This is a genomic window from Oceanimonas doudoroffii, assembly GCF_002242685.1.
Classification (GTDB): Bacteria; Pseudomonadota; Gammaproteobacteria; order Enterobacterales; family Aeromonadaceae; genus Oceanimonas; species Oceanimonas doudoroffii.
In genome coordinates, this window is record NZ_NBIM01000002.1 from 226,444 (window position 1) to 239,853 (window position 13,410).

Here is a 13,410-nt window from a genome sequence, read left to right on the forward strand (position 1 = left end):
GCTCATGGACTCCTTTATTGCCTTTATCAACAACCTGCTGTGGGGATCCGTGCTGATCTACCTGCTGCTGGGCGTGGGCATTTTCTTTACCGTGCGGCTGGGCCTGATCCAGTTCCGCCACTTTGGTCATATGTTCTCGGTGCTGCGGCACAGCCGCCAGTCCGATGAGGCGGGCATTTCCTCGTTTCAGGCACTGTGTACTAGCCTGGCGGCCCGAGTGGGCACCGGCAACCTGGCCGGGGTGGCGGTGGCGCTCTATCTGGGTGGCCCCGGTGCCATTTTCTGGATGTGGCTGATTGCCCTTATCGGCATGGCCACGGCCTTTGCCGAAAGTACCCTGGCCCAGCTTTACAAGGTCAAGGACGATGACGGCAACTACCGAGGCGGCCCGGCCTACTACATGGAGCGGGGCCTTGGCATGCGCTGGATGGGCGTGCTGTTTGCGGTATTTCTCATCATCGCCTTTGGCCTGGTATTCAACGCCGTGCAGGCCAACTCCATCAGTGCCGCCATGCAGGTTGCCTTCAGCGTGCCCGAGTGGCTTACCGGCCTGGTGCTGGTGGTACTGGCGGGGCTGATTATCTTTGGCGGCCTGCGCACCATTGCCCGCTTTGCCGAGCTGGTGGTGCCCTTTATGGCGCTGGCCTATCTGCTGATCGCCCTGGTGGTGGTGGCCATGAACCTGACCGAACTGCCCGGCGTGCTGGCGCTGATAGTGAAGTCGGCCTTTGGCCTGGAGCAGGCCGGTGGCGGTGCCATGGGGTATGCCATCTCCCAAGCGCTCATTAACGGCATCAAGCGCGGCCTGTTCTCGAACGAGGCGGGCATGGGCTCGGCGCCCAATGCCGCGGCGTCGGCCACTCCCTATCCGCCGCACCCGGCGTCCCAGGGCTATGTGCAGATGCTGGGGGTCTTTGCCGACACCATAGTGATTTGTACCTGTACCGCCTCCATCATTCTGCTTTCGGGCCAGTTTGAGCCAGGCTCCGGCGTCACCGGCATTGAGCTGACCCAGAAGGCGCTGGCCAACGAGGTGGGCGACTGGGGCAATATCTTTATCGCCATTGCCATCCTGTTCTTTGCCTTTACCAGCATAGTGGCCAACTACGCCTATGCCGAAAACAACCTGGTGTTCCTGGAGCACAACCATCCGGCCGGGCTGCTGGTGTTCCGCTTGTTCGTGCTGGGCATGGTCATGTTTGGCTCCATTGGTGAACTGCCCACCATCTGGGCCATGGCCGATACCTCCATGGGCATGATGGCGTTGATCAACCTTGTGGCCATACTGTTGCTGTCCGGCGTGGTGATTAAGCTGGCAAAGGACTACAACGACCAGCGCAAGCTGGGCCGGCTGCCCACCTTTGACGCCAGCAAATACCCCGAGCTGCACAGCCAGCTGGAAGAGGGGATCTGGGATAAAAAGAAGTAACTCGAGGGATTAGGGCCTGCAGGTTGTGATGTGCTTCGCTCATCACAACCTGCTTCCTTCATGCTGGCCGGGCTAGGTTCCAAACACTTACATTTTACGCCTTACGCCTTGGATCAAGGCTGTTCACCCACCAGAAACTGTTTGCTGATGGCCTTGAAGGTGTCGGTACCGGCCTGCTGCATCAGTTCAAACACCACCATTTCCCGGCTGACGATGTGCGCGCCGGCGCTGCGCATGCGTTCCAGGCCAAGGTGGCGGTCTTCCTCGCTGCGGCTGCCCACGGCGTCGGCCACCACAAAAACCGCCTTGCCCGACTGCAGCAACTCCAGCACGGTTTGCAGCACGCAGACGTGGGTTTCCATGCCGCATACGATGATCTGGCTGCGATCCTGCCAGTGCTCGGGCACACAACCGCCGGCCACGGCGGAAAAATGCACCTTGTCCACCACCTCGGGCTGCTTCACCAGGGAGGTAAGGGCTGGCAGGGTGTGACCCAGGCCGCGAGGGTACTGCTCGGTAAACAGGGTGGGAGTGCCCAGCACCTGACAGGCCTCAATCAGCCAGCCGGCGCGTGCGGCCAGACCATTGCTGTCGTGAATGGCGGGCACCAGTTTTTCCTGAATGTCGATCACCAGCAGGGCGGCCTTCTCGGGATGCATCAGCATAATCTTCTCCTTGTTAATCGGCTGCCCCAGTATGCCGGTTTCGGTGCAAATAAACAGTCCGCCTAGACCTTGAACTCGCCCAGCAGCCGGTCCTGGTGCTGCATCTGCTCCAGCATGGCATGGCACTTGTTGAGCTGCTCCAGGGCACCATTGGCCACATCCTGGCTGATGTCCCGAATGTTGGTGGTGTTCTGGTTGATCTCTTCGCTGGTGGCGCTTTGCTCTTCGGCGGCGGTGGCAATCTGCAGGTTCATGTCGTTGATTTGCGCAATGGCCTCGCGAATACGGCTCAGCACTTCGTTGGCTTCGGCGGCATCCGTGGTGGTGCTGGCGGCCAGTGCCTGGCTTTGCTGCATCTTGTGCTCGGCCTGCTGCACTCCCTGCTGCAGCTTTTCTATCATGTCGCCAATTTCCTGGGTGGACTGTTGGGTGCGGGACGCCAGCGAGCGTACTTCGTCGGCCACCACCGCAAAGCCGCGGCCCGACTCGCCGGCCCGGGCCGCTTCAATGGCAGCATTGAGCGCCAGCAGGTTGGTCTGCTCGGCAATGCCGCTGATCACCGACAGAATCGATTCTATATTGCGGCTGAGCTGGGCCAGCTCGTTGACGGAGGCCATGGTATCGTCCATGTCGGCGGCCAGGCGGGCAATGGCCTGGGTCGAACGGGACACCACCAGCACGCCCTGTTCGGTTTCCTGGTTGGCGGCGTTGGCGGCCTCGGCGGCATTCTGAGCGTGGCGGGCCACGTCGTTGGCGGTGGCGGCCATTTCATGCATGGCGGTAGCCAGCTGATCCAGCTCCTGCAATTGCAGTTGCAGCTGTTGTTCGGCCTGCTCCGACTGTACCGAGGTTTCGGCGATGCGTGACTTCAGGGTATGGGCACTGCTCATCACATTGCCGATCAACTGCTGCAGGTGGGCCAGAAAACCGTTGAACTCGCCGGCAACCAGGGCGAATTCGTCTTTTCTGACGATGGGCAGGCGCCGGGTCAGGTCGCCTTCGCCGCTGTTGATGTCGGCCAGGGAGCGGTGCAGGCCACCCAGCGGCTTGAGCTGGCTGGTCATCAACAGCACCAGGATCACCAGGCTGACGGCAACGCCTATGGCGGCGATGAGCAGGGACTGCCATTGCAGCCTGTCGGCCCGCGCCATGACAATGCTTTCGTCCAGGGCTACGCCGATATACCAGTTTGCACCCTGCAGGCCCTCAAGGGGAGTAAAGGTCACCCAGTGGGAGGCGTCATTGAGAGCATGGGTGCTGAGTTCGGCGCTGATCTCGGGCGTGCTGCCGTCAAACAGATCGCTCAGCGGACGGCCGTTGAGGGCGGTGTTGGGGTGGGAGATGATGTTGCCGGCCCGGGTCACCAGAAAGGCGTGGCCGGCGCCGTTGAAATCGATCACGTTAATCGCATCGGCAATGGATTTCAGGCTAAGATCGCCGCCAAAGGCTCCCAGAAAACGGCCGTTATCGGTAATTTTGGCTACCGCGGAAATCAGAATGTCACCGGTGCTGGCGTCGGCATAGGGCTCGGTGAGCGAGGCTCTGGAGGCGTTTCGGGCCACGGTGTACCAGGGGCGCTGGCGGGCGTCCCAGCCGGCAGGGTTCCACTCTGGGGTGTTGGAAATGGCCCGTCCTGCTTCGCTTTCCAGGCCGCCGAAAATCAGCATGAATTCTTCCCTGAGCAGCGGCAGATCAAAGGTGTGCTGCACTTGCTCACGGCTGAAGTTGCCGTTGATTTGTTGTGCCGCCATGTCGATCAGACCCAGCTTGCCGTTCAGCCAGTTTTCTATCTGGTGCGCCAGGGTGGAGCTGGTTTCATGAACGGTGGCGGCGGTTTGCTGGCGCAGGCTGTCCCGCACCTGCGAAAGTTGCAACCAGGACAACAAACCAACGGTGATCAGCAATACGGCGGCAGCGGTGAGCCCCACCTTGTGAGTCAGCTTCATACAACATTTCCCTGTTTTTGTGGCTCGAAGAAAACGACCGAGGTCGTATTGAACGGCGGCCCTGAGCCAAACTCAACGGTTGTTTTTCATTGTTTGCGCAAGCGCACAATTTTTTAACATGGCGGGAGTGACGGCAGCAGAAACTGGTATTTTTTTCGCCTTTTCGTGTTTGTCCTCTTGCCTGCCGACCGATTTCGATTTATTCATATCGCCCTTTTTTTCCAGCCTGGGAGTTTCCACCGGCACGTCGCGTCGGGCAGTCGACCCGTTCGCCAGTTTCTTTTCCGTTGTTCCCGTCACGGGGTCTTTCCCGTTTTTCATTGTTGCTGTTTTCGTCACTGTTTTGGTTTTGCCTGGAGGTAAGGCGTTAATGAGTGGTGGCAATCCCTGTTTGAATTGCGGTGCCTGCTGTGCGTTTTTTCGTGTGTCTTTTTACTGGGGAGAAGTGCACAGCGACTTTGCCGTGCCCGAGCCTCTGACCGAGCCGGTGTCTTTTACCCGTCTGGCCATGCGTGGCACCAACCAGCCATCGCCCCGTTGTGTGGCGCTGGAAGGGGAGGTGGGCGGCTGCGTGTCCTGCTCCATTTATGAAAATCGGCCCGGCCCCTGCCGGGATTTTGAGGCCTATGACGCCGAGGGCGCCTGCAACCGGGCCCGGGCCGCTCATGGCCTGCCCCCGCTGGAGGACAATCCGGTGGCGGCATAAGCAGGCGGCGCCAGACCTTGGAGGAAGCGACCGCGGTGGTGGCCACTCCCTCGTATCGCCAGTCATAAACAACCGGCCCAGGACGGTGCCGGGCCGGTTGTTCAGGGCACAAGGCCTGACGTGGTGTTAACGGTCGTCGGAGCTGGACTCAATGCGGTGAATGCTCAGATCCGCGCCGTTATATTCCTGCTCGGCATCCAGCCGCAATCCCACCAGAACCTTGATCAGGCCGTAGATGACAAGGCCTCCCAGCAGGGCAATGGCGACCCCCAGCAGTGAGCCCAGCAACTGGGACATCAGGCTGACGCCGCCCAGGCCACCCAGCGCCTCGCTGCCGAAAATGCCCGCGGCAATGCCGCCCCAGAGGCCACACAGCCCATGCAGGGGCCAGACCCCCAGCACGTCGTCGATTTTCCAGCGGTTCTGGGCCTGAGTGAAGGCCCAGACAAAGAGTACCCCGGCGACGCCACCCACCAGCAATGAACCAAGGGGATGCATGACATCGGATCCGGCGCAAACCGCCACCAGCCCGGCCAAGGGGCCGTTATGGATAAATCCGGGGTCGTTGCGGCCGGCGATCAGGGCGCTGATGATGCCACCGACCATGGCCATCAGGCTGTTGACCGCCACCAGTCCGGAAATGCCATCCAGCGTTTGGGCCGACATAACATTAAAGCCGAACCAGCCGATGCAAAGAATCCAGGCGCCAAGGCCGAGAAAGGGAATATTGGAGGGCGGAAAGGCCACCAGCCGCCCGCCCTTGTAGCGCCCGTGGCGAATGCCCAGCAAAAGCACCGCCACCAGCGCCAGCCAGCCTCCGACGCCATGCACCACAACAGAGCCGGCAAAATCGTGAAAGGGTGCACCAAACCGGTCTTCCAGCCAGTCCTGAATGCCATGGTTACCGTTCCAGGCAATGCCTTCAAACAGCGGGTAGACCAGTCCCACCACCAGCGCCGAGGCGATCAGGAAGGGCCAGAAACGTCCGCGCTCGGCGATGCCGCCGGAGATGATGGCTGGAATGGCGGCGGCAAAGGTCATCAGGAAAAAGAATTTGACCAGCTCATAACCGTGGTTCTGGGACAGCACGGCGGCACTGTCATAAAAGGTGACGCCGTAGGCCAGCCAGTAGCCGACGAACAGATAGGCCAGGGCCGAAAAGCCAAAATCGCTCATGATTTTGGCCAGGGCATTGACCTGGTTCTTGCGCCTGACGGTGCCCACCTCCAGAAAGGCAAACCCGGCATGCATGGCAAACACCAGTATGGCCCCCAGCAGGATGAACATTGTATTGGCACTTTGCGACAGCTCGCCGATAGCGCTGCTGATTGATTCCACGCGATTTCCTCCGTAACGGTGACCGGTGCCCCAGATAGGGTCGCCTGCACCGAAATGCAGCATGATTTACCTTAGCACCCGCCACCTGATTATGACGTTGCCCGCTTTGGTGCGGCGTGAGACGGGGTTGCACCAAAGCGGATCCTGTTAGTGCGAGTATCGAGGCAAAATTTGTGCCAATGGGGCTGCCACTGCCGGCTCACCGAAGTCGGCGGCGTGCTGGTAATCGCGGGGTTTCGGCGGCCATGCGCGCGGCCTGTGGCAGCACCGGCGCCATGGAGAGGGCGCGAAGGAACGCAGTAAGCGACGGAAAATGCTGGTGTTTTGAGGGGTGTCCGGTAGTCTTTAGGCAGAACACAAGGAGCCTGGTTATGGAAAAACTCTCTGCCCTCGAGCAACGCGTGATTGGCTGCCTGATTGAAAAGCAGGTGTCCACCCCCGATGTCTATCCGCTTACCCTCAATTCACTGGTTAACGCCTGCAACCAGAAAAGCAACCGGGATCCGGTGATGAGCCTCGCCGAGCGCGACGTGCAGTCGGTGCTCAACACGCTGGGGGCCCGTCGTCTGGTGAACAACGTGGCCGGTTTTAACGCCCGTGCCGCCAAGTATCAGCATCGCTTCTGCAACACCGAGTTTGGCGAGCTGCAATTCAGCGCCGGTGAGCTGGCCATTGTCTGCGAGCTGCTGCTGCGTGGCCCGCAAACCCCGGGGGAGCTGCGCAGCCGCTGCGCCCGCCTGCATCCGTTTGGCGATGTCAGTGAGGTGGACGACTGCCTGCACAGCCTGATGGAAAAGGGCCCCTTTGTGGTCAAGCTGGAGCGACAGCCCGGCAAGCGGGAATCGCGCTATGCCCACCTCTTTGGCGATGCCCCGGTGACCGAGCCATCGGCCCCGGTGGCGCCGGCAGGGGACGCTCAGGCCCGTATTGCCGAGCTGGAGGCGGAAGTGGCCCGGCTCAAGGCCCGCATTCGCGAGCTGGAAGGGGAGTGATGCCGTTCGCCACTTTCAGCCGGTGCCATCGAAAGCACGGCACGGGCGCAGTGGCAGCGAACGGAACTCGCATTTAACGTCGGCACTGGGTGCTCATCCTGGCATTTATCGGCCATAGTGGTAGGAGCGATAATGGCGGTGGGAGCCAGTGATGAATTCCCTGACAGATGCAGACGACAAGCAGGAAGTGGCGCGCCGGCTCAGCCTGGACGCCTTCTGGATGCCCTTTACCGGCAACCGGGCCTTCAAGGCCGCGCCCCGGCTGCTGGCCGGGGCGGACGGTGCCTATTTTACCGATGTGGACGGCCGCCGGCTGTTCGACAGCCTCTCCGGGCTGTGGTGCACCGGCCTGGGGCACAAACACCCGAAAATCATTGAAGCCATTCATCGTCAGCTGCATACCCTGGATTATGCCCCCGGGTTTCAGACCGGCCATCCCCTGGCCTTTGCGCTGGCCGAACGATTGGCGGCGCTGGCGCCCGCCGACCTTAACCGCGTGTTTTTTACCAACTCCGGCTCCGAGTGTGCCGACACCGCCCTGAAAATGGCCCGGGCCTACTGGCGTGCCCGCGGCAAGCCGGAAAAGACCCGGCTCATTGGTCGGGCCAGGGGGTATCACGGGGTGAACATGGGCGGCACCAGCCTGGGGGGAATCGGCGCCAATCGCAAGCACTACGGTCAGCTGGTGGACGCGGATCACCTGCCTCACACCTTGCTGGCGGAAAACGCCTTCAGCCGGGGCCAGCCCGAACAGGGCGCGGAGCTGGCCGAACATTTGCTACGGCTGATTGAGCTGCACGACGCCTCCAATATCGCGGCGGTGATCGTGGAGCCCATGTCCGGCTCGGCCGGTGTCATCGTGCCGCCGGTGGGCTATTTGCAGCGGTTGCGGGATATTTGCCATCGACACGATATTCTGCTGATTTTCGACGAGGTGATCACCGGCCTGGGCCGCATGGGCGAACTGTTCGGCGCCGATTTTTTCGGTGTGGTACCCGACATCATGAATCTGGCCAAGCAGCTCACCAACGGGGTGGTGCCCATGGGGGCGGTCATCGCCAGGGAGCATATTTATCAGGCCTTTATGGCGCAGCCGGGGCCGGACTACATGGTGGAGTTCCCCCATGGCTATACCTATTCCGGCCATCCCCTGGCCTGCGCCGCCGCCATGGCGTCGCTTGATATTCTCGTTGAAGAGGAAATGCCGGGCAGGGTGCGGGCGCTGATGCCGGTGTTCGCGGAGCAGATCCATCGGCTCAGAGGACTGCCCCATGTAGTGGACATTCGCAACTGCGGCCTGGCCGGAGCGGTGCAGCTGGCGTCATACCCGGGCGAGCCGGCGCGCCGGCCCATGGAGCTGGCCATTGCACTGTGGCAGGCGGGCTATTACGTGCGCTTTGGCGGAGACACCCTGCAGTTTGGCCCGCCCTTTATCTCCACTCCAAGCGAGGTTGAGCAGTTGTTTGGCGGCGTGGCGCGTGTGCTCGCCAACGCTTGAGCCTAGTGCCGTTCATGGATGTGAACGAGTGTGGTCGGTGCCCCTTTTATTGCCGGGCGCAAGCTGTCACAATATGCGCCTCTTGAGGGAGTAATCGTTCGGCAACCGCCGAAACGGCTGTCAACAATCTCTGAGCCAAAGGCTTATGGCAGTCGTGTCCTGACGGATTGATGAGACTCGAGACGCAACCATCCACCGGGCGGGAGATGGTGCGTCTTGGTTGTCGTGTCCCGCCCCAAGAGCGCTTATGAACATGTCTTGCCTGTCATTTCTTCTGTCTGCCCCTGTTCATGGGGGTAAATCACCATGCTGATGTCTGTTGCTGCCATTTTGCTGGGCCTTGCGGTGCTGGTGTGGAGTGCCGATCGTTTCGTGGATGGCGCCTCTGCCACCGCCCGTCATGCGGGCATGCCCCCCTTGCTGATCGGCATGGTGATCGTGGGCTTTGGAACCTCGGCGCCGGAAATTGTGGTGTCTATTATCTCGGCGCTGGAAGGCAACCCCGGCCTGGCGCTGGGTAATGCCTATGGCTCCAACATCGCCAATATCGGGTTGATCCTGGGGATAACGGCGCTGATAAGCCCCATTGCCGTGCATTCCCAGGTGCTGCGCAAGGAACTGCCCATACTGCTGCTGATCACCCTGCTGTCCCTCAGCCTGTTGTGGAACGGCTGGCTGGCGCGGACCGATGCCATCATGCTGCTGGTGGTGTTTGTGCTGCTGATGGCCTGGAGCATTCGTCAGGGCCTGCGGGACGGTAATGACAGCATGGCCGCCGAGCAGGAAAGGGAGCTGGACGACAACCTGATGAGCCTGAAAAAGGCGCTGTTCTGGCTGCTGGCCGGCCTGGTGCTGCTGATCATCAGCTCGCGCATTCTGGTGTGGGGCGCAGTGAACGTGGCCCAGGCCTTTGGCGTGAGTGACTTGATTATTGGCCTGACCATTGTGGCCATCGGCACCTCGCTGCCGGAGCTGGCATCGTCCATTGCCGCCATTCGCAAAAACGAGCATGACCTGGCCCTGGGCAACGTGATTGGCTCCAACCTTTTCAACACCCTGGCGGTGGTGGGTCTGGCCGGCATTATTCACCCGCTGGAGGTGATGCCGGAGGTGCTCAGTCGCGACTTTATGGTGATGATAGTGCTGACCCTGTCGCTGTTTGTGCTGGGCTTTGGCTTCAAGGGTCGGCAGGGGCGTATCAACCGTTTTGAAGGCGCCTTTTTGCTGACGGTGTATGTGGCTTACACCGGCTGGCTGGCCGGCAATGTGATTGCCGCCGCTTAGATTACTCCAGGCGATGGAAAGGCAGGCGGGGTGAGGCACGCGACTCGCCTGCATTGGCGCCCGTAAGGGCGCTTTCTTCTTTGTGGGCCTTACACGAGGCTGCTTCGCCCCTCTACCTCATTCGCTTCAAACGCGACCGAGTCTATACTCACCCGCATAACCCCAATCTGGCGCGGGAGAACATCATGACCGGGCTTAAGACGCCGTGGGCCACCGCCGGCCTGCTTTTCATTCTGCTGGCACAGCCGGCGTCGGCAACACGGCTTTCCGTTGACGACAGCAATCCCAACACTCGGGGCTGGATGCAGGGCTTTCCACCGCCACCGGAAAAACGCCTGCGTGCCGCCGATGGTTCCTTTTTTGAATTTCCCGCCCTGCGTTACAGCGTGGCGCACATGCGTGAATTTATGCCCACGGTGGAAGTGTCTCGCGGCCTGGGAGCGCCCGTGCCGCTGAACTATCGCCTGGATCCGCTTATCGACAAGCTGCGCTTTCTGCCCTGGGGAAGCGAGCAGCCCATCACCTTTGCCGACGCCCTGACGCGCAATTACACCGATGGCCTGATCATTCTGCACCGGGGGGACGTGGTGTATGAACGCTATTTCGGGGCGTTGAAGGAAGACGGTCAGCACGCCGTGATGTCGGTGACCAAGTCGGTGACCGGCCTGCTGGCCGCGGTGCTGGTGGCCGAAGGCAGGCTGGATGCAACCAGAAAGGTAGCCGACTATGTGCCGGAGCTGGCGAGCTCTGCCTTTGGCGACGCCAGCGTGCGCCAGCTGATGGACATGACCACGGGACTGCAATACAGCGAAAACTATGCCGATCCGAATGCCGAGGTGTGGCAATTCTCCACCGCCGGCAGCCCCTGGCCCAAGCCACAGGGTTACTCCGGGCCGGTGGGCTACCTTGACTACCTGGCCGGGGTGCAGAAGCTGGGGGAGCACGGCCAGGCCTTTGGCTACAAGACCGTAAACAGCGATGCCCTGGGCTGGGTGATTTCCCGCGTGACCGACACCTCGGTGGCCGAGTTGCTGTCGGAAAAAATCTGGCGGCGCATCGGCATGGAGCAGAGCGCCTATTACCAGGTGGACGAGCTGGGCATTCCCTTTGCCGGCGGCGGGCTGAATACCGGCCTGCGTGACATGGCCCGTCTGGGCGAGCTGGTGCGAAACCAGGGCCGCTGGCAGGGCGAGCCGTTGCTGCCGGCGGCGGCCATCGACGACATTCTGCGTGGCGGCAGCCAGGAGGCCTTTGCCCGGGCGGGTTTTGACAAGCTAAGAGGCTGGTCTTATCGCAATATGTGGTGGGTAACCCACAACCCCAACGGCGCCTTTGCCGCCCGTGGCGTGCATGGCCAGACCATCTACATTGACCCGGCCGCCGAGATGGTGCTGGTGCGCTTTGCTTCCCACCCGGTGGCGGCCAACGGCGCCAATGATCCGCTTTCGCTGCCGGCCTGGCAGGCGGTGGCCGATCACCTGATTTCGCTTGAGAAACCCTGACAGGAGCTCGCGATGAAACCCGCTGAACTTTTCGATCTTTCCGGCAAGGTGGCCATTATCACCGGCGGCGCCAACGGCATCGGCAGGGGGTGCTGCACCATGCTGGCGGCCCATGGCGCCAGTGTGGTGGTGGCGGATCTGAAACTGGATGATGCCGAGGCCACCGCCGAGGAAATTCGCCATGACGGCGGCAAGGCCGTGGCCATGGCCTGCAACGTTACCCAGGACGACGATCTGACCGGGCTGGTTAACCAGACCCTGGCGGAATTTGGCCAAATCAACATTCTGGTGAACAACGTAGGCGGAGGCGGTGCCGGCCGCGAAAGCCCGGCCACGCTGACCGTTGAAGCGTTTGCCCGCACCTTTGATCTGAACGTGTTCAGCACCTGGCGACTGGCCCAGTTGTGCGCCCCGCACATGGCCAAGGCCGGCTACGGCTCCATCATCAATATGTCGTCGATGAGCTCCATCAACAGAAGCCCGGCCATCAGTGCCTATGCGTCATCCAAGGCCGCCATCAATCACATGACCGCCAACCTGGCGTTCGACTACGGCCCCGCCGGTATACGTGTGAACGCCGTGGCCCCGGGGGCCATTCGCACCGACGCCCTGGCCTCGGTGCTCACTCCTGAAATCGAGGCCGGCATGCTGGCCCACACTCCGCTCAAGCGCCTGGGCGAGGCGGATGACATTGCCGGCGCCGTGCTCTATTTCGCCGCTCCCGTGTCTTGCTGGGTGAGCGGCCAGACCCTGTTCGTCAACGGCGGGGGTGTGCAAACGTTGGACTGAGTCTCATTGTTGATCCTTGCTACCAAGGTGTAATGGCACTGGCCGGTCGCCTCTGATATGGTCGCCGGCCTTATATTGTGACAAACACATATATTGCCCATTTAACCATCAGTGTTGTTATTTTTTGGCTTTTAAAGGGATTAACCGACGATCATGTGGAACATCATCAAAATCGCCAGTGCATTTATTGGCATTATCGTGGGGGCGGGGTTTGCCTCTGGTCAGGAAGTGCTGCAGTACTTCACCAGCTTTGGTTATTTGGGCACGGCGGCGGCAGTGGTGGCTACGGCGCTGTTTGCCTATCTGGGCATGATGCTCACCTGGCTGGGCAGCCGCACGCAAACCCGCTCCCATAAAACCGTGGTGTATCAGATAAGCGGCCGCTACCTGGGCGTGATCGTGGATGGCGTGATCATCTTTACCCTGTTTGGCGTGGGTGTGGTGATGATCGCCGGCGCCGGCTCCACCCTGCACCAGCAGTTTGGCCTGCCTTCCATGGTGGGCAGCGTGCTGATGACCTTGATGATGGGCGCAACCCTGATGCTGAACGTGCGTCGGGTGGTGGCACTGATTGGCAGCATTACCCCATTTCTGGTGCTGGCGCTGATCCTTATCTGTATTTTCAGCCTGCTGACCATGGATCGCAGTTTTGCCGAGCTGGCGCCCATTGCCGAGAGCGTGGAGTCCACCCTGCCGCACTGGCTGGTGTCGGCGGTGAACTATGTGTCGTTCAATATTGCCGTGGGCGCGGCCATGTCGCTGGTGATGGGTGGGGCCGAGCCCAATGCCCGCATTGCCCGCTGGGGTGGCCTGCTGGGCGGCCTTGGGGTGGGGGTAATGATCATGATCAGCCACCTGGCCATGTTCTCGCAAATCGATCAGGTGGCCGGCTATGCCCTGCCGTTGCTCAAGATCATTGACGGCATTTCCCCCTGGCTGGCCAAGGCCATGGCCTTTGTGCTGTTTGGCATGATCTTCAGCACCGGTGCCAGCATGTTCTATGCCTTTGTTGCCCGCTTTGTGGAAATGCGCACCCCGGCAGCCAACCGCTTCAGCATCATCACCCTGGTAGTGGGCTTTGTGGCCAGCTTCGCCGGCTTTACCCAGCTGGTGGCCTTTTTCTATCCGCTGATCGGTTATCTGGGCCTGTTCCTGGTGGGAGCGCTGATCTATGCCCCCCTGCGACTGAAGCGCGCCCGTGTGGCGAGCAACCTGCAGCCTTTGACCGGCAACGAGTAACCTAAACCTGGCCGCCTGCCAA

12 protein-coding genes are annotated in these 13,410 nt (G+C 61.1%); 8 read left to right on the forward strand and 4 right to left on the reverse strand.

From position 1 onward, the window contains the following. Nucleotides 1–4 precede the first annotated feature (4 nt). Nucleotides 5–1,429 carry an alanine/glycine:cation symporter family protein gene (locus B6S08_RS10675; protein ID WP_094200841.1) on the forward strand — a complete coding sequence of 475 codons (1,425 nt, stop codon included), beginning with the start codon at nt 5–7 and terminating at the stop codon, nt 1,427–1,429. 113 nt (nt 1,430–1,542) lie between these two features. Here B6S08_RS10675 and B6S08_RS10680 read toward each other — a convergent pair whose 3' ends face one another. The 3 genes from B6S08_RS10680 to B6S08_RS10690 form a co-directional block, all read right to left on the reverse strand. Beyond that, nucleotides 1,543–2,094, reverse strand: a complete 552-nt coding sequence (locus tag B6S08_RS10680; RefSeq protein ID WP_094200790.1) for a hydrolase — start codon at nt 2,092–2,094, stop codon at nt 1,543–1,545. A gap of 62 nt (nt 2,095–2,156) precedes the next feature. Further along, complete coding sequence (locus B6S08_RS10685; RefSeq protein WP_094200791.1) at nt 2,157–4,040, reverse strand: methyl-accepting chemotaxis protein; 1,884 nt, start codon at nt 4,038–4,040, stop codon at nt 2,157–2,159. 72 nt (nt 4,041–4,112) lie between these two features. Next, nucleotides 4,113–4,361, reverse strand: coding sequence for a hypothetical protein (locus B6S08_RS10690; protein ID WP_094200792.1), 249 nt, complete (start codon nt 4,359–4,361; stop codon nt 4,113–4,115). Between the two features lie 49 nt (nt 4,362–4,410). Here B6S08_RS10690 and B6S08_RS10695 point away from each other — a divergent pair, with 49 nt between their 5' ends. After that, entirely contained in the window at nt 4,411–4,746 is a 336-nt protein-coding gene (locus B6S08_RS10695) for a YkgJ family cysteine cluster protein (protein WP_094200793.1), read from the forward strand. Nucleotides 4,747–4,872: 126 nt separating this feature from the next. On the opposite strand, the gene B6S08_RS10700 is transcribed toward B6S08_RS10695, so the two are convergent. Beyond that, nucleotides 4,873–6,084, reverse strand: coding sequence for an ammonium transporter (locus B6S08_RS10700; protein ID WP_094200842.1), 1,212 nt, complete (start codon nt 6,082–6,084; stop codon nt 4,873–4,875). Nucleotides 6,085–6,455: 371 nt separating this feature from the next. Between B6S08_RS10700 and B6S08_RS10705 the strand changes: the two genes are divergently transcribed. The 6 genes from B6S08_RS10705 to B6S08_RS10730 all read left to right on the forward strand — a co-directional run bounded on the left by B6S08_RS10705 (nt 6,456) and on the right by B6S08_RS10730 (nt 13,388). Continuing rightward, nucleotides 6,456–7,076 carry a YceH family protein gene (locus tag B6S08_RS10705; protein WP_094200794.1) on the forward strand — a complete coding sequence of 207 codons (621 nt, stop codon included), beginning with the start codon at nt 6,456–6,458 and terminating at the stop codon, nt 7,074–7,076. A 151-nt stretch (nt 7,077–7,227) separates the two neighbouring features. Beyond that, nucleotides 7,228–8,574: an omega-aminotransferase AptA gene (gene aptA, locus B6S08_RS10710; RefSeq protein WP_094200795.1), complete on the forward strand. Its 1,347-nt coding sequence runs from the start codon at nt 7,228–7,230 to the stop codon at nt 8,572–8,574. Nucleotides 8,575–8,880: 306 nt separating this feature from the next. Further along, nucleotides 8,881–9,858 (forward strand): calcium/sodium antiporter, encoded by a 978-nt coding sequence (locus tag B6S08_RS10715; RefSeq protein WP_094200796.1) that lies wholly within the window; start codon nt 8,881–8,883, stop codon nt 9,856–9,858. Nucleotides 9,859–10,043: 185 nt separating this feature from the next. Further along, on the forward strand, nt 10,044–11,360 hold the full coding sequence (locus B6S08_RS10720; protein ID WP_094200797.1) for a serine hydrolase domain-containing protein: 1,317 nt from the start codon (nt 10,044–10,046) through the stop codon (nt 11,358–11,360). Nucleotides 11,361–11,372: 12 nt separating this feature from the next. After that, on the forward strand, nt 11,373–12,149 hold the full coding sequence (locus B6S08_RS10725; protein WP_094200798.1) for a glucose 1-dehydrogenase: 777 nt from the start codon (nt 11,373–11,375) through the stop codon (nt 12,147–12,149). A gap of 153 nt (nt 12,150–12,302) precedes the next feature. After that, entirely contained in the window at nt 12,303–13,388 is a 1,086-nt protein-coding gene (locus tag B6S08_RS10730) for a YkvI family membrane protein (protein WP_094200799.1), read from the forward strand. The last annotated feature ends 22 nt before the right edge of the window (nt 13,389–13,410 follow it).

Coding starts and splice junctions, on each gene's coding strand:
- B6S08_RS10675 (WP_094200841.1), top strand. CDS start 5: ATGGACTCCTTTATTGCCTTTATCAACAACCTGCTGTGGGGATCCGTG.
- B6S08_RS10680 (WP_094200790.1), bottom strand. CDS start 2,094: ATGCTGATGCATCCCGAGAAGGCCGCCCTGCTGGTGATCGACATTCAG.
- B6S08_RS10685 (WP_094200791.1), bottom strand. CDS start 4,040: ATGAAGCTGACTCACAAGGTGGGGCTCACCGCTGCCGCCGTATTGCTG.
- B6S08_RS10690 (WP_094200792.1), bottom strand. CDS start 4,361: ATGAAAAACGGGAAAGACCCCGTGACGGGAACAACGGAAAAGAAACTG.
- B6S08_RS10695 (WP_094200793.1), top strand. CDS start 4,411: ATGAGTGGTGGCAATCCCTGTTTGAATTGCGGTGCCTGCTGTGCGTTT.
- B6S08_RS10705 (WP_094200794.1), top strand. CDS start 6,456: ATGGAAAAACTCTCTGCCCTCGAGCAACGCGTGATTGGCTGCCTGATT.
- aptA (WP_094200795.1), top strand. CDS start 7,228: ATGAATTCCCTGACAGATGCAGACGACAAGCAGGAAGTGGCGCGCCGG.
- B6S08_RS10715 (WP_094200796.1), top strand. CDS start 8,881: ATGCTGATGTCTGTTGCTGCCATTTTGCTGGGCCTTGCGGTGCTGGTG.
- B6S08_RS10720 (WP_094200797.1), top strand. CDS start 10,044: ATGACCGGGCTTAAGACGCCGTGGGCCACCGCCGGCCTGCTTTTCATT.
- B6S08_RS10725 (WP_094200798.1), top strand. CDS start 11,373: ATGAAACCCGCTGAACTTTTCGATCTTTCCGGCAAGGTGGCCATTATC.
- B6S08_RS10730 (WP_094200799.1), top strand. CDS start 12,303: ATGTGGAACATCATCAAAATCGCCAGTGCATTTATTGGCATTATCGTG.